Origin of the sequence: Clostridium sp. OF09-36, from assembly GCF_003481985.1 — a bacterium.
Classification (GTDB): domain Bacteria; phylum Bacillota; class Clostridia; order Lachnospirales; family Lachnospiraceae; genus Brotaphodocola.
This window is the reverse complement of the sequence record NZ_QUMD01000043.1, coordinates 1-18519: the sequence shown is the minus strand read 5'-3', so window position 1 is coordinate 18519 and position 18519 is coordinate 1. Positions and strand designations below refer to the sequence as shown.

Genomic DNA, 18519 nt, shown 5'->3' with positions numbered 1-18519 from the left:
AAGCATATCCCACACAGGCTGGTCATTCGATTGGAATAATCCATCGATGAACTACCTGTATCATAGAACATTTTTGTGCCCTGTGCCGTATGTCCACAAAGTAGGAATTCGGGGTAAAAATCAGAAATTTCCACGATTGCGGAATTGATATGGTATAATCAATTCAACGGTTATAAATGTTGTCAGAAGGGGGAGCTGCTTCAATGAACGGAGCTACTACAATACAGGAACGGCTAAAAGATTTACGATTAAACAAAGGATTAAAACTGGAAGAACTGGCAGAGCAAACGGGTATTTCAAAATCAGCTCTTGGAAGTTATGAAAAAGATGATTTTAAAGAAATCAACCATGGTAATCTTATCCTGCTGGCAGATTTTTATGGGGTGTCCCTTGATTATCTCTTTTGCCGGACAGAGAACCGGGCGGAGATCAACACGCCATTAAGGGAGCTGCATTTGAGTGATGAGATGGTAGCACTTCTGAAAAGCGGTCGGATTAATAACCGTCTGCTCTGCGAACTCGCCACACATAAGGACTTTATCAAGTTTCTTGCGGACATTGAGATTTATGTGGATGGGATTGCCACCATGCAGATTCAGAACCTCAACGCCCTTGTCGATACCGTCCGGCATGAAATCATTGAACGGTATCGCCCCGGCGAAGATGACCCCCATTTGAAAGTGCTGCAAGCCGCCCATATCAGCGATGATGAATATTTCAGCCACATGGTTCTGGATGACCTCAACCTCATTATCCGGGATATTCGGGAAGCCCATAAAAAGGACAGCGAGAGTGCACCCCAGACCACCGTTGCCGATGAACTGAAAGAAAATCTAGAAGCGGTCGAAAATTTCAAGGCAGCCGGGATGAAAAGCTGGTTGTTCTTTACTGCAAGCAGCTTGGTATCAACTATAAAAATCTGTCAGACGAAGAATTTCGCTGGCTGATTCGGATTCTCAAAAAATCAAAGAAAATGGGAACGCCTATCAGCCAGAGGAAAAAACGATAAAGAAAAACCGCTGTTGCATGGTTTGTTGGCTTCCATGTAGCAGCGGTTTTTGCTGGGATTATTCAGTTGAATTTTTAGAACGACACTGGAAGTTGTTTATCCAAAATGAAATGGAATAACCATATCAAGTAAAACTGCAAGAACTATACTAATTGTTCCCATTAGCACAGAACTTTTCAATGTGTCCCTCCTCAAAACAGTAAGTCCGATGATAAAGACTATCAATTCTAAAACAGAGCGTGCTTCGAAATATCCCCATCCATATACGAAAGTCATGTTAAACAATACTGCTAAAATCAATACTGATAGCATAAATGCAGGTCTGCTTTTTCCTTTCGCATACCAACAGACAAATGCCAAGAACGGAGAAATCATGGTAAAGCCAAACCAAATCATAGCGTAGCTTCTTGGGAAAAATCCTGCGACATAGTTTGAATACAAATAGTAACTTGCAACCATGCCAGCAAAAAACGCAAAAACATTAACACTTGCTCTTGTTGCAGAATTACTATAAATAGAAATACACAGTGCAATCAATACCCAAATTTCAAAACGCCCAAGGAAATTATGAACATCTAATGCCCCATCTATTGCCATAAGCACACTTGGCAGTTCAGTTTGACGAAAATCCAAAAATTTTGAAAAAGTCCCCAAAGCTATTCCAAGGAACAATACAGCTATGGTATTTATAATTTTTCTATTACCAGATATAGGATTTTCGGCACTCCTTATATCATTCAAAAACTTGTTCATAGGCATCTCCCAATTCTAATTTAACAGTAATCATTCTATCATACCGTTATGAATAAATCATCTCATGCAAAACAATTTCTTCTGCCCGGTTGTGAATGTTATTGCAACGCTGCACCCATTCCATTTGAGAAGTGCGCTTTAATTCCTCTGTCACGCCCTCGACAGCTTTCATCTGCTCCATGATGGTGGCTAACCGTTCCTGTGCTTGTTCGTTCAGGTCTGCAAGGTATGTCCATAACTCCCCGGTCAGTGTCAATGTGTTCAATCTGGCTGGGTGGGCTTCTCTTAAATATTCCCGGTGTAGCCGTCCATACTTTCCAATGGGGCGGTGTTCCTCCGGCAGTTTCAAGTCTGGGATGTAGTATCCCCAACAAGGATATAATCAATTCCGTTTTCCGTTATTCTTGATTTCAATTCGCCCATGTTTTAATCTCCTCATTCTGGCTCATTTTTTTGCAAGTCTGGCTCTCCAGAAATATTGGTAAATCTTTGGTAAATTTGAGACTGAAACACAAAAAACGCTTAAAAACGGGGCTTATGAGACGATTTGAGATTTTTCATCATGCCCGGTAAATCCTGCCGTGGCAAATGAATAAAACTCTAATCATAAAATTCTCCTGTTCTGAAATGCCCTGTATTGCCCTGTTTTGCAAGGGTTTATCGACTTTTCCGGGCATCAAATTTTTATTCTCTAAAACTACACTTTTTGCAAAATAATGCAAAACGGAGCAAATCAATGCCTTGTGTAGTAGTCAAATCGTAGTCAGTTAAGGTGGTTCAGACTACGGATAGGGGTGTGCATTATTTAACAAAAGGGTGTGCAGAAATCATCTACATACCCTTTTGTTATCTTCGATGAGGATACAAAGCTTATCCTTCGATTCATAAAACCTATAATTACGCTTCATTTAAAATTCTACTTTTCTAAATCAAACCATTCATTATAAACTTTAACTGTCGCTTTATATGGTGTAGATTGAGTATCATACTTCTGCTTAAAGCTCTCGTTTTTTACAATACTTTGTATCTCAGTGAAATAAGATTTTTTAAATCGTTCTTTATCCACCTTCTTATCAAGATATTTTTGACATGCCTCATCATAAGCATTGAGGAATTCTTCTTTCGTAGATTCATACACATTTTTTATCAATTCATCATTAAGTTCATCCTTATGATTAATAATCAAATCTTCATATCGTATTCTTGCATTTGTAATGCGTTCCCTTATTTGCATTTCAACTTGACCCTGTACTAATTTATTATACCTAAATGACAATAATATTGTACCACAGGCTGTTATTGTCGATGCAATCCCTAAAATAAGCGTTATTATGTCACTCGTTTCCATTACTTACTTCCCCCTGACTGAGAATTGTTCTGTGATTTTATCTGTGCCTCCACCTGATTAACAAGTGCTAAAAAAGCACTCACATCTTCAAATAATCCCCTGTTTTTTTCGGCATAAATCTCTCTAATAAAATTAACAATCTGCAACTGTTCATTTACATTAAGATTTTTGCCATTACATTTTACAGATTTTATAGAATCTACAACCTTTTGTATATCATGTTTTTCTTCTAATTCATCAAATAACTTTGTAGCGAATTCACGTTTCGTCATATAATCTCCTCCTATGATAAATGTTAATATAATCTTTAAATTTCTTATTTGCTAAATTTAATTTATTTTACCACATTTCTCAAATTTACACCAGTCAAAAAGGCACCCAAGCTATAAGCCTGAGTGCCACAAATCTATATCAATATTCTATTATCAAACCACCTTGAACATATTCTGTTTCAAAGGTTTATCATCCTTGTCCGAAAGCCCCATCTCTTTTCTGGCATTTTCCAATCCCTGCATCTTCTGAAGTTCTTTCTCCGCATCCTCAAGTCCAACGTGGGTGTAAACATTGAGAGTTACTGCAATTGACTTTACTATCATAATCCTTCTGACTCTTTACTTCCACTCAAACCATGCTGCCAACACATTTTCCATAATATCTTCTATCGCCTTCTGATCCTCCCCTACGAAATACTTCTTCGATATCGTCTCCGGCACCTTGATATTTATCGGCTTGTCCTTCGGCTCCACCGTCTTAGTCAGATAACGCCGTACCATTGCCTCGGTCAACTCACCGGAATGCTCGCGAAGCTTCATTGCCATATTCATCGTCAGCTTCACATGCAATTCCATCATCTGCTCATACACTAGCTGCTGTTCTGATTCCGGCAGAAAAGATATCTGTATTCCAACCTTAAAAATCACAGAACCATTATCCAGCTTATTGCGAAGTGGTTTTATCAGATCATTCACTTTCAAAAGCCTTTCCACAGAGCTTCCCGACAATCCATATTCCTTGTCCACTTCATCACGATTTTTGAAATGGTGGTCACCGTGACCACCTTTCAGCGGAACTCCTTCCAGCTTAGTCACTTCTTCCATGATAATGTTCCTTTGTCTCTGATGCAGGACCTTGTCATATCGTTCTTTCAAGACCGCTGCCTTCTCCGAAATCTCCAGATCAGAAAAGGATCTCTGCATTAAGTTCGTTTCAATCACATACACATAAGCATCTGTATCCGGCAAATCAGTTTTTACAATCGCCGGTATCTCTGTAAGACCGGCCAGTCTCGCTGCATTCTGTCTGTTATGACCGGAAAGCATTTCATATCCATCTTCTGTTGTACGGACGATTACCGGATTTAGCACACCATGATCTCGGATGCTTTGAATCATATCTTCCAGCCTGTCTCCCTCATATAAATAAAATGGATGATCATGAAACGATTTGATGGAGTCGACACTAAGCATCGTAACCCCATCTTTTCTTTTACCTACCGGAACCTGTGCCGAAGTATCCTCAATTAACAAATCCACCGCATCAAATATTTTTCTTTTTGGAGCATTATTTTTCATCAGCCACTACCTCCCCCGCAAACTTCATATATGCCTCACATGCTTTACATTCCAGTGCATATTCAAGCAATGATTCCGAATAATAAACAGATTTCCCCAGCTTAACCGTATTAGGAATCCTGCTGCCATAGATATGAATCTGTCCCTCAAAAGTATCATTCACCTGCTCTGTGATGGTCTTGCACAGATTTGTTCTGGTATCACACATCGTAAACAGTATCCCTGCCACTTCTAACTTGGCGTTCACCCTGCTTTTGATTTTCTTTATCGTTTTCAAGAAATCCTGCAATCCCATCATTACCAACAGCTGAGGATTGACTGTAATGATAACTTCATCTGTAGCCGCCAGCGCATTTATGGTAAGAGCTCCAAGTGATGGAGAAGTATCGATCAGAAGATAATCATAAGAATCTCGAAGCGGCTCCAGAATATTGAAAATCAACCTACCGAGTAGACCAATTCCCACTTAACAATTTTCAAGCATCAAAAAAGAACTTCTCCAATGACTTTATATACCTTTTAACGATAGCCACTGAAAAAGTCCTTTATCTGCTACACTATATTTACTTGCCAAGGTTCACCTTTAACATTAAAACCTCCTTATCCACATGAGTAGAATTGCTAAATATTTCCGTTTACTCTCCGCTTTTCCCATCATTTCTTCTCAAAATTTCATCACCAAAAAAATCCTGAAATATTGCATAATCTTTTATCTCATCTCCAAGGCTTTCCATTATTTGCAAAATTTTCAGCTCCTTAGATATCATCTTTCATAAGCAATCCTAAAATAATCCAAATACGCTTTATATTTATCCTGTGCCGTCAGACAAGTATCTGTCAAATATCCTTTTTCATCATTCCATTCCTTCAAGCCACGATAATAGAACATCTTCAAATTATCTTCAATGATAAACGGAACGATATTGTATTTCAGACACTCCTTAAACATAATCAGTCTGCCTACACGGCCATTTCCATCCTGAAACGGATGGATTCGCTCAAATTTCACATGGAAGTCCAGAATATCCTCAAAAGTTTTTTTCTCCTTGGCATTGTATTCCGTCAGAAACCCTTTCATCTTATCGGCAACTTCTTCTGGAAGGGCAGTATCCATACCGCCAACTTCATTCGGTAATTTCTTGTATCCACCAACAACAAACCAATCTTTTCTGGAATCACTGGTTCCACTCTTCAGAATCAAATGAAGTTTCTTAATAAATTTCTCTGTCAAAGTTGCTTTTGCATGATCAATGATCATATCAATACAACGAAAATGATTGGCTGTTTCGATCACATCGTCCACATTCAGCACTTCATTTTCTACACCGACAGTATTGGTTTCGAAAATATATCTTGTCTGATCATATGTCAGGCGGCTGCCTTCGATGTGATTGGAGTTATATGTCAAATCAATCTGTGTCTTATGATAAATACCACCGGAACATTTACTTGCTTTTTGATCCTGTAAAATATCAAGCAATGTCATCGGCTGCTCTTTCTTTTTATTAGAACGTTCTGGTTTCTCTGCATTCTCAGGTATGTTCCAGGTCTTGCCGGTAAGAAATGCCCCTGGCACTCGTCCCTGAGCGCAATAGTTTCTTACGCTGCGCTCTGAAACATTCCATTTTTTTGCTATTTCCGTAACTGAAAGGTATCGCATATGCTCTCCTCTGTTATAAGTTAAATCTAAATTTGCACTTTACTATGTTACAGTATACCACATTATCGGCAATATATCAAATCATTATCGCATTTGTCATCTTTGTTTTTTGCCGTTTCAGATATAAAATAGAAACATAAAAGGACATTTGACATGCAATCAAACGTCCTTTCGTCATCATAACCCAACTACCGTTTATCGTACTTATCAGCTCTATATAACCGAAAATAATAATGTCCTCTTTCTTGCTCAGATTCCATTTTCCCCGTTTACATCAACCTGACAGCTCTTCATAACTTCCAATGCCGCCTTATGCTTCTCCGGCGTTACACCCGCACAGCAACTCGCGTCCACCGAAATAATTGCCTCCGGATATTTTGCCTTTAAGATCAGCGCATTCGATATCACACAAATATCTGTACAGACACCTATCAATTCAATTTCATCCTGCGCACCAAAACGGTCCCATTGCAGCCATCCAAAAGTCGGCTTATTTACGTATTCACAATTTTCTATTTCCAATCCCGGTACAATCTGCCATCCAGCCGTACCATTGATGCAATGTTTCACTGGCAGTTTTTTTCCTTCCGGAGTATCCAGATAATTTTCTTCGTGCGTATCTCTGGTAAATATCACTCTGTCACCACGGTCTGCATATTCTATGATTTTCTTTTTCACATTCGGAACGATAGCCTGAGCCTCTTTACTTCCAAGAGATCCTGTCACAAAATCATTCTGCATATCGACTACGATCAATACCTTGCTCATTTTCTTCTTCCTTTCTTTTTACGGATTGCATTTTTTACAAGGATCATACCCGGCGGCAATCAATGCAGACCGGCTTTCTGATGATTCTTTTTTATTGCTCTCTTTCATTTGTTTCACGGACGAACAAGTCGGTCTATGGAACTTCTTTGTATTTGTGTTGAGGATGTAAGATTCCGTGGTTGCCTGACTGGAATCAGCCTGAGTCTCCGTCAATGCAGACTGCTGATTCGCAGATGTTTCCTGAGTAACTGAACTATCACCTGTTTTATAATCAATTTCAATGCCAGGTTGTACATTGTAAACATATACACAGTAAAGAACGCCGGCTCCCCAGTCTTCTACGGATTCTGCCTCCATTAACACACCGGACGCCAACAAATTATCGCCTTCAAAAAACGGAGTCACACGGTACAGCACATGGTTGCCCGTCTCTTTTACATAATCAGCCACCATGTTTTCAAAAGGCAGCATACCTTGCACATTTAAATATCTGGTACCTGTGATCAGATTCTTTTCATTCGCATTTTCTGCCGTCAATTGATATCCTATCAGGTGACAGCGGTTATACAAATAGTTTCCATCGACTTTATCATACTTGACTGTATGCCAGCCGGTCGGCTTCACCTGTCCGATTGCTCCCCGGTCTTCCGTCGGCATCAGATCCTGACCAACCGAAGCATAAGCAACTCCGCATCTCCCCAGGGAATCCAGATCACTATAGTCCTCAAAAGAAACTGTTGTCAGATCTGCATCTGAAAAATAGGGAGTATTGTCATTGATAACTGCATAAGGCTGACCAGAATAAGCCGGAACTGATGATAAGCTAAATCCAGATTCCGCAGATACCCGATCTGCAACATGAGCCTCCGTAGATACAACAGCTGCCGGCTCTTGCTGCGGCACCGACCCACAGGCGGACACACCCAAAGATACTGCTGACAATACACACAATAGCCACATATTCAGTTTTCTCATAATATCGCACCTCTCCAAGTACTTTATTATCTTTATTATACAACCTTTTTGATGTTATAGGAAGAATCTGATAATCAAAAGAATACGAGATTTCGCCTCTGTTGTGTAAACGCCTCATAGCGGGTACCTTGCCAGTCAAAAGCCGCTTTCGCGGCTTGGGTTGGTTACTGTTTCGATTTTCTGATATTATCTGGCAGCCTTTCCGACCATGGAAGCAGATTGTCTAAGAAGAAGTAATCCGCATCGTCCATGTGCTTCGTGATCTCTGTCAGAAGATATTCAAAGTATAAAAGGTGCAACTTTTCTTTTTCACATTCGGAACGATAGCTTGCGCGTCTTTTCTTTCAAGAACACCTGTCACAAAATCATTTTGCATATCGACTACGATCAATACCTTGCTCATTTTCTCCACCTTTACGAATTGCTTTCTAAAATCACTTTCTGAATTTGCTGCAATTCTTTCTGTGTAAATTTTTCCGGCAAAAGCCGGAAAGCAATTTTTGTTTCTGTCATCCATTTACGAAGCTGCGTGATTGCATCTGCAATGATCAGCTGATGGTCAAACGCAATATCATTGCTTTCTATTGTTTCGAATTTTCTTTTAATATCCCTTTCAGATGTCGTTTCCTTCAATCGAGCACAGATTTTGTCTTCTTCATGTGTTAATTGCAATAACCACTCCTCTCCTGTTTTTAGGAAAGAAATATCAAACCATTTTGCATCTGATGCATCATCTCCTGCCTTAATTTTCTCATAATCCGCACAGATCAACGCCAAAAAGCCATTGCTGATCACCCACCTTCTCGGATCACGATCCGGATTGCTGTATGTACCAAACTGTTCCAAAAAACTGCAATTTAAATTTGTTTCTTCCCACAGTTCTCGTTCTGCAGCTTCCTCAATCCGTTCTCCCCGATGCACAAAACCTCCCGGAAGTGCATAACAACCTTCAAAAGGTGCTGCGCCTCTTTGAATCAACAGAACTTTCAGTTTCTTTTCTGATGTCTCACGCTCATAATTTCCAACACTGGTAAAGATTCCAAAAATCACAATGTCTGCAGTAACAGATGGTTTTTCATACTTTGAATCATCATATGTTCTCACAAACTCCTTATTAGCCTGTAAAGTTTCTATTTTCTTTTTCATGATTATTACGCCTTCTTTCTCATCGATTCCGACTTTCCGGTCTTTGTTATCAACTGCTCATTTCACGCTCCCGCGAAGGAGCGACGACTCATCCGTATGCGCGTATGGGCCGGGATAGAATTTCAATCCACGCTCCCGCGAAGGAGCGACGACTTTGGCTGGAATGTTCATCATTCTTGTTTTATTTCAATCCACGCTCCCGCGAAGGAGCGACATGGTGGCTATGTTGACCGATGCGTGCTCTGCGGTTTCAATCCACGCTCCCGCGAAGGAGCGACGTTGGCTTGTACGTGATCTCAAAAGGAGATTGTTTGTTTCAATCCACGCTCCCGCGAAGGAGCGACGCCATTTACCACCAATTTTCTTTCTCCAACATACAATATTCTCTCACATTTTGCACAAATCGTACTTTTCAAAATCTTCAAATCAGCTTCGATAAATGCCCCTTTAACACATTTTGTTACTTTTTTCGATGCGAGTCTCCAGACATTTTTATGTACACTGTCGACTCGCACCGAACACGTACTACATAATCAACACCTGATCAGCAGCTGTGCCGCGGTCTACGCCTACATGCTCGATTTTCGTCTGGTATTTATTTCCCAAATAATAAAATCTCAGGCTGTCCACCTCAGCATCTATAATATCCGTCAGAATGGATTTTAGCATAATGCATTGGGCGTTATCGAGAATGCATTCAAATACAGAATTTTGCACTCTTCGTCCGTAATTCACACATTGCTTGGCAACTTTTCGCAAGCGGGCTCTTCCTGCTGCAGTTTCTGTATTTACATCATAAGTAATCAATACCAGCATCTTCTGCCACCTCACTTCCAAAGGAAAACCGGATAGGAATCCAGATCACCACGCAGATATCTTGCAAGGAGCATGACCTGAACATATGGAACCATTCCCCATTCTACTTTTTCGCCCAGATATGGGTGTGTGATGACATCTTTTTTCCGGTTCTGCCATTCCGTCAGCAGTTTCTTTCTCAGATCATCATCCATTAGGACGGCTCCGTTTTCTTTTTTGGTAAAGTTTTTTCCACTTACAATCTTTTTGTTTACCAGAGACAATACAAACCTGTCTGCCATGACGGCCCGCAATTCTTCGATTAAATCTAAAGACAAAGAGACTCGCCCCGGGCGCTCCGTATGAAGATATCCTACGCACGGATCCAGACCAACGCATTCCAATGCGGAAGTAATTGAATTGGTCAGCAGCGTGTATACAAAGGATAACATCGCATTGATGTTATCTAATGGCGGACGTTTAGTTCGTCCTGTAAACGGAAAGTCTTTCTTCTGCTGCAAGATCAACTGATCAAACACACCAAAATAAATACTGGCTGCCTCTCCCTCATATCCACGAAGCTGATCTTTACTCTGACTGTTCCGTATCCATTCCAGGCTGTCCTTTAACTGTGACGATGCTGTTTTGACCCGTTCCACATCAATCTGCATGGGATGATCCCGAAGTGCACGCTCCAGGACCCATCTTGCATTGTATACTTTGCCCATGATACAGTTTCTGGCGATTTCCATGCTCATGGTTTCACTTTTACTGCTCTCATACTGCTGTTCTCGCAAAATGACATTGCCGCGTACTTTCCCACTGATTCTTGCCAGGAATTTTCCCTGTGGTGTCAGATAAGATAACGAAATATTACGATCAACGCATGCTCCCATCAGTGCGGGGCTTGTTCCTCTGTAGCCGAACGAAACGATTCCTTCCAGATTATGTAACGGTAATCGTCCGCATTCTGTATCTGCATCGTAAATCACAATATTTTCACCGTCAAGTGACAAATAACTGTTTTCCGAAGTGCATAAAGCGTATTCAATAATTTCTTCATTCGGTTTCCTCCAGCTTTTGCTCAAGATAATGTTTTACAGTCCCGCTCCTTGCCAGTTTTGGCAGACACAGATCTTTTAGAGAACAGGAATTACATACCTTACTCGGTTTCACTTTCGGTGTATATCTGCGTGCAAAATACTGGTGCATTTCCTGAAACATTGCTTTTACTTCAGTCCGCAGATCATCTGTAACCGGTACTACTTCGCGCCTTCTGGTTTCGCCGTAAAAAAGTGCACCTTCTGGTATCTCTGTCGAAAACATTTCTTCCAGACACATAGCCTGTGCAACAAGCTGAAGGATATCTTCCTCCGAATGTTTGGTTTTTCCTTTCTTGTATTCTACCGGGTACACAGAATACGTGCCCCGGTGTCCATACAACTGAATTCCGTCTTCGCATTTATGAAACTCCACGATGTCACATTCCCCGCTGATTCCCATAATTCTGGATGATACCGGAAGCGCACGGGCGATGATTGTATCTTTCCGTTTCTCAGTAATGTAAGGGTCGTGTGCCTTTTTGTGCATCAGTTCTCCAATCACGGTATGTTCATTTTCCGTCCACTGCTGCTCAATATGAATCAGCGCCCACTGTCTCCTGCAGAATTTAAATGCTGAATACCAGATATCATCAAATAATCATCTTCGGAATATTCCATTATATCATCCTTTTCACAGATACGGTCTCCGGGATATTTTCTGTGTGCACACATACGGTGTAATCCTGATATTTTCTCGGATATACAACATCCTCCTTGCATTTCACTTCAACTGCATCAAACAGTTTATAGGCCGGACAATCCCCCAGCTCCTTACTGTGTTTGAATACGATCAGCTCTCTCACAGCCATTTTCCCGCGGGCTGCAGAGTGATCATGCTCAAACATATTGATGATCGCCTCCCATAAAAGTTCCAGATCTTCTTCCGAAAATCCAGTCACCTTTCTTGCCAGATTCGCAGAGACATACCCCTCTACCCGGTAAAGGCCATACGGAACAATATTCTTCCGTCCCATTTCCGTGCTCTTGCTTTCCGCATCTTTTTCGGTCGTGATGGCAACGCGGGTGATAGCAACTTCCTGACTGATAATCGGATCAATGCTCCGCGCAAATCCAAGCTGTACCGGACCACGCACCTGTCCACAGTTCAATGCTGCCTTTACAAAGGTTGTCATAACAGCTCCAAAGGTACGGATATCAAAAAAGTTGCTGCACATGTAATCACGGATCTTCACATCTGCATCCGGATCATTTTTCTTTAACTTTTTCAATTCTTCCGTCACTTTCTTCTCATCCGTTTCTGTGATTCCCATGGACTCACATGCTGTGCGGTCACTCCGGTTTAACGGAACATCCTCGCGAATGTAAATCTGATACCCAGGTTCCCCTTCCTTTACCAGGTCAATATAATTGCGGATTTTCCGTTTTAGGCAGACATCGGTAACCAGCCCCAGACCACTTTCCGGATCGATACGCGGCATATTTCCTGCATCCGGATCTCCGTTTGGATTTCCATTCTCCACATCAAATAATGCGACAAATTCATATCGGTTTTTGATTGCTTCAGCCATTTACTTATCCTCCCGTTTCTTATATTTTTCCTGCATCTGATGGTAATACCCAAGGTCAAACTTCCCCTGCTCCTCCAAAGTCAGGCGCAATGGAAAACTTGTTTCTTCTTCCAATTTGTCCATGATTTCAGCCAAGAGTTCTTCATAATCATCCTTTAACTTCGTCTTCTCCCGCTCCAGCTTTTTGATATGACTATTCTTAAGCTTAATCAGGACCGGAAATACAACTGCCGGAGTCGCACATGCGGAATTGAAATAGCGATCCCGGATCGTGGCTTTGATTTCCAAATTTGCATCCTTCTGAATCGATTCCAACACGGCAAATAAGCGTCCCAGCACATAAGCCTTATCCCGGCTTTCTTTATTCAATCCCATATAATCCTCCCCTTTCTCCCAATTGCAATTGCGGATCAAATATGCTTTTATCATGGCTGCGCGCCCCCAGGTAACAGTTCCCTGTTCCGCGCGAATCCGGATCAGCAGATCTGTAAACAGACTTGCTGGATACCGGTCGCCGGATATGACGGCCTGCATAACCATAGCTGCCATATTGGGCACCGGCTTTTTATCTTTCGATTTCTGATTGGCCGTTTCATCTAACATCTCCCGAACACCAAGATATTCCCGTTCCTCCCATTTGGGTTTTACGATATCCATGTTCCGGTAATGCGCAGCAATGTTTTCCAATATATTTCCAAAAGAATCTTCATAAAAGAAACGCACAGATAATCGTGCTGCATTCGGTGCAATCCCCAGAATATAAAATTTTTGTTCCGGGTCAATCTCAATATCATCCAGATCGATATATTTCTGCTTTTGTAAACCATCAAACACTTTCTGGATTTCTCTCTGATTATCATGATTGGGCGTTATCACAAACGAGAATGCTTTCTGGCACGCTTCCTGCCCGCTTTCAGCCCAGTATACAATCATGGTATCGCCAAGCTGAAGCCGGTATTTATTCTGATCCAGCAGATAATTCAACGCTGTCGTATACGCAAACTCCGCATACTTTCCGACCGGAGCATTATAACTCTGCTCTTTTCCATACGATTCAAAGGCCGGTGCATTAAAGGAAACCAGGGCAGCACCGCTGGACTGCGCTCCCGCTACCCCTTTTATCGTCCTGTGAATTCGTGATATTTCAGCCGGTTTCCCAGTCACCATGCAGATGCCATCTGTTTTCTGATCGTCTCCAGTCTGAGTTTCATCCCAGCCTGCGCGAATGGCAGCATCATCCTGCGCTTCCTCTTCATTCATGCAAAAAATCAGGTTGCCGCCATCTGTAATTTCATCCCAGTGTTCCCGTATTAACGCATTTTCGCTTGCCTGTGAAGGATTCCATGTTTCAAAATAGGTACGGACTGCGTTTGCCATAGTACTATCCACGTTTTGAAGTAATTTCAAATGTTTTTCTTTCTCTGCTAAAAAGCAATCTTGCACACGGCCAGAGCTTCCGTCTTTATCAATTCCCAGCAAATACTTGGAATTATCGCAAAGATAATTGGCCGCAACGCCAGAAGACCTGGTTACCATTTGTGGCACCGACTTCTGTGCCGGCTGCAAGACTTTCCTTTTTCCACGTTCTTCTTCATGCTTTAAAGACAGAATTTCCTTCACCGTTCCATCTTTTGTAAGATTAATCCCATATGAAACTTTTGCCTGACACCAGCCCAGTTTAGAAACGCTTCCCTGTTTTGCTAAATTTTCATAATGCCTGACCAATGTTTCCAGAATCACCGTATCACCTCACAGTTTCTCAGATCAATGCATCCACGTTTCATAACGGCCCGGAAAAACATAGGCTGGATGTCGTTTTGGTCCGAATAATCCAGATCATACAACATGTAACCCAGATCTTTTTCCGGTATTGCATCATACCAGGTTTGTACTTCGTCCTCTTCACACAAAGCAAAATGCGCCGGGAACTCCCTGCAACCAAAATAAGGCATATGATAACATTCCCCCCTCCTTAAGCGCCTCATGGTAATATCCTTAAACTTTCCAGGATTATCCGTTTTGCTTGCATAATCCGTCATTTCAAAATGTGCTTCAATCACATATTCCACGTCGGTCAAAATAATGGATGCCCGCTGCACGATATCTTCTTTTGTATTGAGATAAAGTGGTTTGTCTACTCCATTATACACTTGCAGTACATTACTTGCAGAGATCTTGCTCTTTACCTCATTTCTCCGCACACTCGTGAAACGGATCGGCTTTTTGACATAGATTTTATCTACGACCCATTTCAACCCCGGATGCCAGTATACCGCCTCCAAAATTCCCCTTGCTGCAGACGGTGTTATGACATCGTACGAACATCGTTCTACTTTCATTTCCGGTCTGGTGAATAATGCATACGGTCCCCAGACACGGACCTTAACTCCCACAGCCATAGTATTCACCCCTTTCCTATATTTCCATAATTACAAATTTCTTCCATTCACCGATACCTCTGTGATTACCATTCACACATACATGTCCAGTAACAGGATTTTCCGATTCTTCTCATTTCAAATCGGCCAACCATTCATCCGATAAATAATGCCATACCCTGCTCAACACCCAAATCAAGTCCCATCTCATCCGTATACTGGGTATCTAAAATCAGTTCATAGAAATCTTCCAGATCCTCTGAAATCGGCCGTAACATCCCGGCACCATTCATTTTTTCAAACTCTTTGTCATAAATACTGACACAATATTGCTGGGCTTTCCGCAATGTACCTTTCGTATATCCCTGAAAACGCAGCTGCTGTAAAATCTGGCCAGCTTCTTCCTCCCGATTGATAAAAACAGTTTTATTGCCTTCTTCAATCAGACGGAATTCATTTCCGACTTTCGCAAAATGATAATCCTTGTTTTTAAATTCAGACAGTACCTCTTTTTTATCCATCTGATCTTCTTTATAATGGTATAACATCTTAAAATAACAGGTAATACTTTCTGGATCTGAAAGATCAGCACCATCTTTTAAAAGAGATTTGGCCGCATCCATCTGTTGTCTCTGGCTTGGGACATTCTCTGCACCTTCAAAATCAAAAATATAAACCCGGCTATCCTGGAGCGGCCGTTTTCCTTCCCTGTTGCATCTTCCTGCTGCCTGGATCATAGAATCTACACCTGCGATCTGGCGGTACACGGTTTCAAAATCAAGATCAACCCCTGCCTCTACCAGGCTGGTAGAAATCAGGATACATGTTTCTCCCTGCTTCAGCCGGCTGCGTATCAATTTCAAAACTCTTCTTCTATGATTGGGATACATCGTCGTTGATAAATGAAATACACCATCGCCCTTCAAACGCTGATACAGATGTTGTACCCGTTTTTTGGTATTCACAACACAAAGTGCCTGATGTTCTCCCAGCAGACGTTCTGCCATGACTTCCTCGGACACGACTCCAATATTTTCAAACTGTGCCCGTTTAAAGAAAGAAAACTGCTCTTCTATTCGTGGACACAACTCCGTAATCTTCCATGATTTTCGAAACAGCTCTGTGAATGCAGGCTGCGTAGCTGTACACAAAACAATGCTGGAGCGGTAATTTGCTGCCAATTCCTCCAGCATCAGCAGACAAGGTTTCAGATATTCAATTGGAAACATCTGCGCTTCATCAAATATAATTACACTATTGGCAATATTATGAAGTTTTCTGCATTTTGACGATTTATTGGCAAACAAAGATTCAAAGAACTGTACATTCGTTGTCACCACAACCGGCTTGTCCCAGTTTTCCGTGGCCAGCTGCATAGGCCGGAGTTCTTCTGAACTGGTGTAATCTATATTGCTATGATGTTCCAGAACATTCTGATCTCCTAAAATTTCCCGAAATACACCTGCATTCTGCTCGATGATACTGGTGTAAGGAATGACATAAATAATATGATCCATATGGTGTGCTGCCGCATGACAGAGGGCAAATGCAAGCGATGCCACTGTTTTTCCGCCGCCTGTTGGAACAGTCAGCCGGAACAAACCACGTTCTGCGCTCTGCCCTGTTTCCATGCAATGCTGTAAAATTTCGGTTCGTCTTCCATTGATTGTATCAATATCTTTCACGTTCAGCCAATCCACAATATGATCTTCAAGTTTTTTCAAGAGAACATTCATAGCTTCGCCCTGTTCCCGCTCCGTCTTACCATTTTGCATAAAACATTCCATATCCAGAAAATCCGCATCTACCAGGCAGGAATACAGCATACGGATAAATACACTCAATGAAAAATCCGGATCTGGCGTCATGTTCGGATCAAACGGCATTGTTTGTAATTGCGGAAATGTTATCTCATCCGCATAATGATGATAATCTGGTATTCTTTTTTTCAATCGGCCAACCAGTGAGGAACGTTCAGACTTATTTCCGTAATCCGGTAACCCCGCATGGTGACCTGCGATACAATATTCTAATATCGGATAAAGCCCACCTTTTTTCTCACACTCCTGTGCACCGGCAGTCGCGTGATCAACCCGGTCATCACTTTCAGTTTGAATCTTTTTTTGAAATTCATCAGAATACTTTCCTATGTCATGAAGCATTCCACAACAGTATCCCCAATCCCGTTTGTCAAAAGCTTCTGCAAAAGTTCCAGCCAAATTCGCAGTACCTTCCAAATGATCCAAAACTGACTGTTGCCGTTCTCCATCTTTGTGTGCAATATATTTCACAGTACATTCCTTTCCGCGCAATGCGCAACGAAACAAACACCTTCTCTATTCTTCACTTTTTATTCCTGTATCTGTGATCTTACATAACACACCCTGATCCAAAACAAACAAAATCTTTCCCTTTGCCGTATCTCCGATCTTATCATACAATCTTCCGGCACTCATGGATTCTCCCTTTACAGTATAAGGACTATTCGCCACATAACCACATTTTCCGAGGCCTTTTACCATTACCTGAATGGCTTCTTTGTCAAATTCATTGTCCGGTTCTTTTACGAGTTGGACTTTCATGCCCTTCTCCATAAAATCCGTGCCGTAATAATGTTTACAGCCAGAAATTGTAAAATATAATTCTGCCATATACACCCTCCTCATATAATGTTCTTGTTGTGTTACATTATAATTGTATAGGTGTACTATAAAAATGCCAGGTATTTAAGATACTGGATATTTCTGGAATTTGTGCTTACGCGAGGAAAGCGAGCCTCATACTTATGACAGCTCCGGTATTCTAGCTTATTTCAATCCACGCTTCCGCGAAGGAAGCGACGATTCGTAATGGGGCTGTACAACATTTTAACAGCGATTTCAATCCACGCTTCCGCGAAGGAAGCGACTTGCATGGCAGCACGGCTTCCATAACTCTACCTATTTCAATCCACGCTTCCGCGAAGGAAGCGACAAACTGGTGGACCGTGCGATCATGCTGGACAAGATTTCAATCCACGCTTCCGCGAAGGAAGCGACGGTTACAAACGGGGAAGTTAAAGTCCCCTGCATGAATTTCAATCCACGCTTCCGCGAAGGAAGCGACGGGGCAAGAGGTTGAGTCTATCCATTATGTTAAGATTTCAATCCACGCTTCCGCGAAGGAAGCGACACCTTTGCACTGTGCTGGAGTGACATTGACTTCATTTCAACTCCACGCTTCCGCGAAGGAAGCGACGGCCATACTCCAAAAGCCCGCTGCCAGATCATTGATTCAATCCACGCTTCCGCGAAGGAAGCGACGGGTAAAGACCTGACGTATCCATGTTACACGCAGATTTCAATCCACGCTTCCGCGAAGGAAGCGACTTTTAGCTCAATATTTGCCGCCTTGTCGATCTCCCATTTCAATCCACGCTTCCGCGAAGGAAGCGACGGCGCAGCTTGCTCAGTGTTTCTGTGAGACCCGGATTTCAATCCACGCT

At 41.8% G+C, this 18519-nt stretch carries 18 protein-coding genes, 5 pseudogenes and 2 CRISPR repeat arrays; of the genes and pseudogenes, 1 reads left to right on the top strand and 22 read right to left on the bottom strand.

Annotated features, from left to right (window positions below; genetic code table 11):
• Positions 1-203 precede the first annotated feature (203 nt).
• Positions 204-1009: pseudogene (locus DXA97_RS18630) on the top strand (helix-turn-helix transcriptional regulator).
• A 96-nt stretch (positions 1010-1105) separates the two neighbouring features.
• On the opposite strand, the gene DXA97_RS18625 reads toward DXA97_RS18630, so the two are convergent.
• The 22 genes and pseudogenes from DXA97_RS18625 to DXA97_RS18530 form a co-directional block, all read right to left on the bottom strand.
• Positions 1106-1762, bottom strand: a complete 657-nt coding sequence (locus DXA97_RS18625; protein ID WP_090140868.1) for a hypothetical protein — start codon at positions 1760-1762, stop codon at positions 1106-1108.
• A 46-nt stretch (positions 1763-1808) separates the two neighbouring features.
• Positions 1809-2185: pseudogene (locus DXA97_RS18620) on the bottom strand (TnpV protein).
• A gap of 493 nt (positions 2186-2678) precedes the next feature.
• On the bottom strand, positions 2679-3110 hold the full coding sequence (locus DXA97_RS18615) for a hypothetical protein (RefSeq protein WP_118721379.1): 432 nt from the start codon (positions 3108-3110) through the stop codon (positions 2679-2681).
• Positions 3110-3382 carry a hypothetical protein gene (locus DXA97_RS18610; RefSeq protein ID WP_118721378.1) on the bottom strand — a complete coding sequence of 91 codons (273 nt, stop codon included), beginning with the start codon at positions 3380-3382 and terminating at the stop codon, positions 3110-3112. Before DXA97_RS18610 ends, DXA97_RS18615 begins: the two co-directional genes overlap by 1 nt.
• A gap of 153 nt (positions 3383-3535) precedes the next feature.
• A complete protein-coding gene (locus DXA97_RS18605; RefSeq protein WP_118721377.1) occupies positions 3536-3706 on the bottom strand; it encodes an integrase in 171 nt (56 codons plus the stop codon).
• Between the two features lie 15 nt (positions 3707-3721).
• Positions 3722-4681: a ParB N-terminal domain-containing protein gene (locus DXA97_RS18600; RefSeq protein ID WP_118721376.1), complete on the bottom strand. Its 960-nt coding sequence runs from the start codon at positions 4679-4681 to the stop codon at positions 3722-3724.
• On the bottom strand, positions 4671-5147 hold the full coding sequence (locus DXA97_RS18595; protein WP_118721375.1) for a ParA family protein: 477 nt from the start codon (positions 5145-5147) through the stop codon (positions 4671-4673). Before DXA97_RS18595 ends, DXA97_RS18600 begins: the two co-directional genes overlap by 11 nt.
• A gap of 169 nt (positions 5148-5316) precedes the next feature.
• On the bottom strand, positions 5317-5448 hold the full coding sequence (locus DXA97_RS21710) for a hypothetical protein (protein WP_279221201.1): 132 nt from the start codon (positions 5446-5448) through the stop codon (positions 5317-5319).
• Positions 5445-6341 carry a DNA-binding protein gene (locus DXA97_RS18590; RefSeq protein WP_118721374.1) on the bottom strand — a complete coding sequence of 299 codons (897 nt, stop codon included), beginning with the start codon at positions 6339-6341 and terminating at the stop codon, positions 5445-5447. The genes DXA97_RS21710 and DXA97_RS18590 overlap by 4 nt, the downstream gene beginning before the upstream one ends.
• 249 nt (positions 6342-6590) lie before the next feature.
• Entirely contained in the window at positions 6591-7109 is a 519-nt protein-coding gene (locus DXA97_RS18585; RefSeq protein ID WP_118721373.1) for an isochorismatase family cysteine hydrolase, read from the bottom strand.
• A gap of 18 nt (positions 7110-7127) precedes the next feature.
• The gene (locus tag DXA97_RS18580) at positions 7128-8084 is read right to left on the bottom strand and encodes a DNA/RNA non-specific endonuclease (RefSeq protein ID WP_118721372.1); all 957 of its coding nucleotides are present in this window, start codon (positions 8082-8084) and stop codon (positions 7128-7130) included.
• Positions 8085-8352: 268 nt separating this feature from the next.
• Positions 8353-8487, bottom strand: coding sequence for an isochorismatase family protein (locus tag DXA97_RS18575; protein ID WP_118721371.1), 135 nt, complete (start codon positions 8485-8487; stop codon positions 8353-8355).
• A gap of 11 nt (positions 8488-8498) precedes the next feature.
• The gene (locus DXA97_RS18570; protein ID WP_118721370.1) at positions 8499-9230 is read right to left on the bottom strand and encodes an NUDIX hydrolase; all 732 of its coding nucleotides are present in this window, start codon (positions 9228-9230) and stop codon (positions 8499-8501) included.
• Positions 9231-9285: 55 nt separating this feature from the next.
• Positions 9286-9575: direct repeats of the CRISPR family, unit length 31 nt; unit sequence TTTCAATCCACGCTCCCGCGAAGGAGCGACG.
• A 180-nt stretch (positions 9576-9755) separates the two neighbouring features.
• Entirely contained in the window at positions 9756-10046 is a 291-nt protein-coding gene (gene cas2, locus DXA97_RS18565) for a CRISPR-associated endonuclease Cas2 (RefSeq protein WP_118540414.1), read from the bottom strand.
• A gap of 11 nt (positions 10047-10057) precedes the next feature.
• Positions 10058-11088: pseudogene (gene cas1c / locus DXA97_RS18560) on the bottom strand (type I-C CRISPR-associated endonuclease Cas1c).
• Positions 11085-11746, bottom strand: a pseudogene (gene cas4 / locus DXA97_RS18555) (CRISPR-associated protein Cas4). Before cas4 ends, cas1c begins: the two co-directional pseudogenes overlap by 4 nt.
• On the bottom strand, positions 11746-12657 hold the full coding sequence (cas7c, locus tag DXA97_RS18550) for a type I-C CRISPR-associated protein Cas7/Csd2 (protein ID WP_118721369.1): 912 nt from the start codon (positions 12655-12657) through the stop codon (positions 11746-11748). The pseudogene cas4 and the gene cas7c overlap by 1 nt, the downstream one beginning before the upstream one ends.
• Positions 12658-14397: a type I-C CRISPR-associated protein Cas8c/Csd1 gene (gene cas8c / locus DXA97_RS18545; protein WP_118721368.1), complete on the bottom strand. Its 1740-nt coding sequence runs from the start codon at positions 14395-14397 to the stop codon at positions 12658-12660. It lies immediately after the preceding gene.
• A complete protein-coding gene (gene cas5c, locus DXA97_RS18540) occupies positions 14394-15056 on the bottom strand; it encodes a type I-C CRISPR-associated protein Cas5c (protein WP_118540409.1) in 663 nt (220 codons plus the stop codon). The genes cas8c and cas5c overlap by 4 nt, the downstream gene beginning before the upstream one ends.
• Before the next feature lie 134 nt (positions 15057-15190).
• Positions 15191-16879, bottom strand: a complete 1689-nt coding sequence (gene cas3 / locus DXA97_RS18535; protein WP_347561702.1) for a CRISPR-associated helicase Cas3' — start codon at positions 16877-16879, stop codon at positions 15191-15193.
• A 3-nt stretch (positions 16880-16882) separates the two neighbouring features.
• Positions 16883-17326: pseudogene (locus tag DXA97_RS22505) on the bottom strand (CRISPR-associated endonuclease Cas3''); the annotation flags it as partial.
• Between the two features lie 45 nt (positions 17327-17371).
• Positions 17372-17686, bottom strand: coding sequence for an HIRAN domain-containing protein (locus DXA97_RS18530; protein ID WP_118540408.1), 315 nt, complete (start codon positions 17684-17686; stop codon positions 17372-17374).
• 158 nt (positions 17687-17844) lie between these two features.
• Positions 17845-18470: a CRISPR direct-repeat array (repeat unit 30 nt; unit sequence TTCAATCCACGCTTCCGCGAAGGAAGCGAC).
• Positions 18471-18519 lie beyond the last annotated feature (49 nt).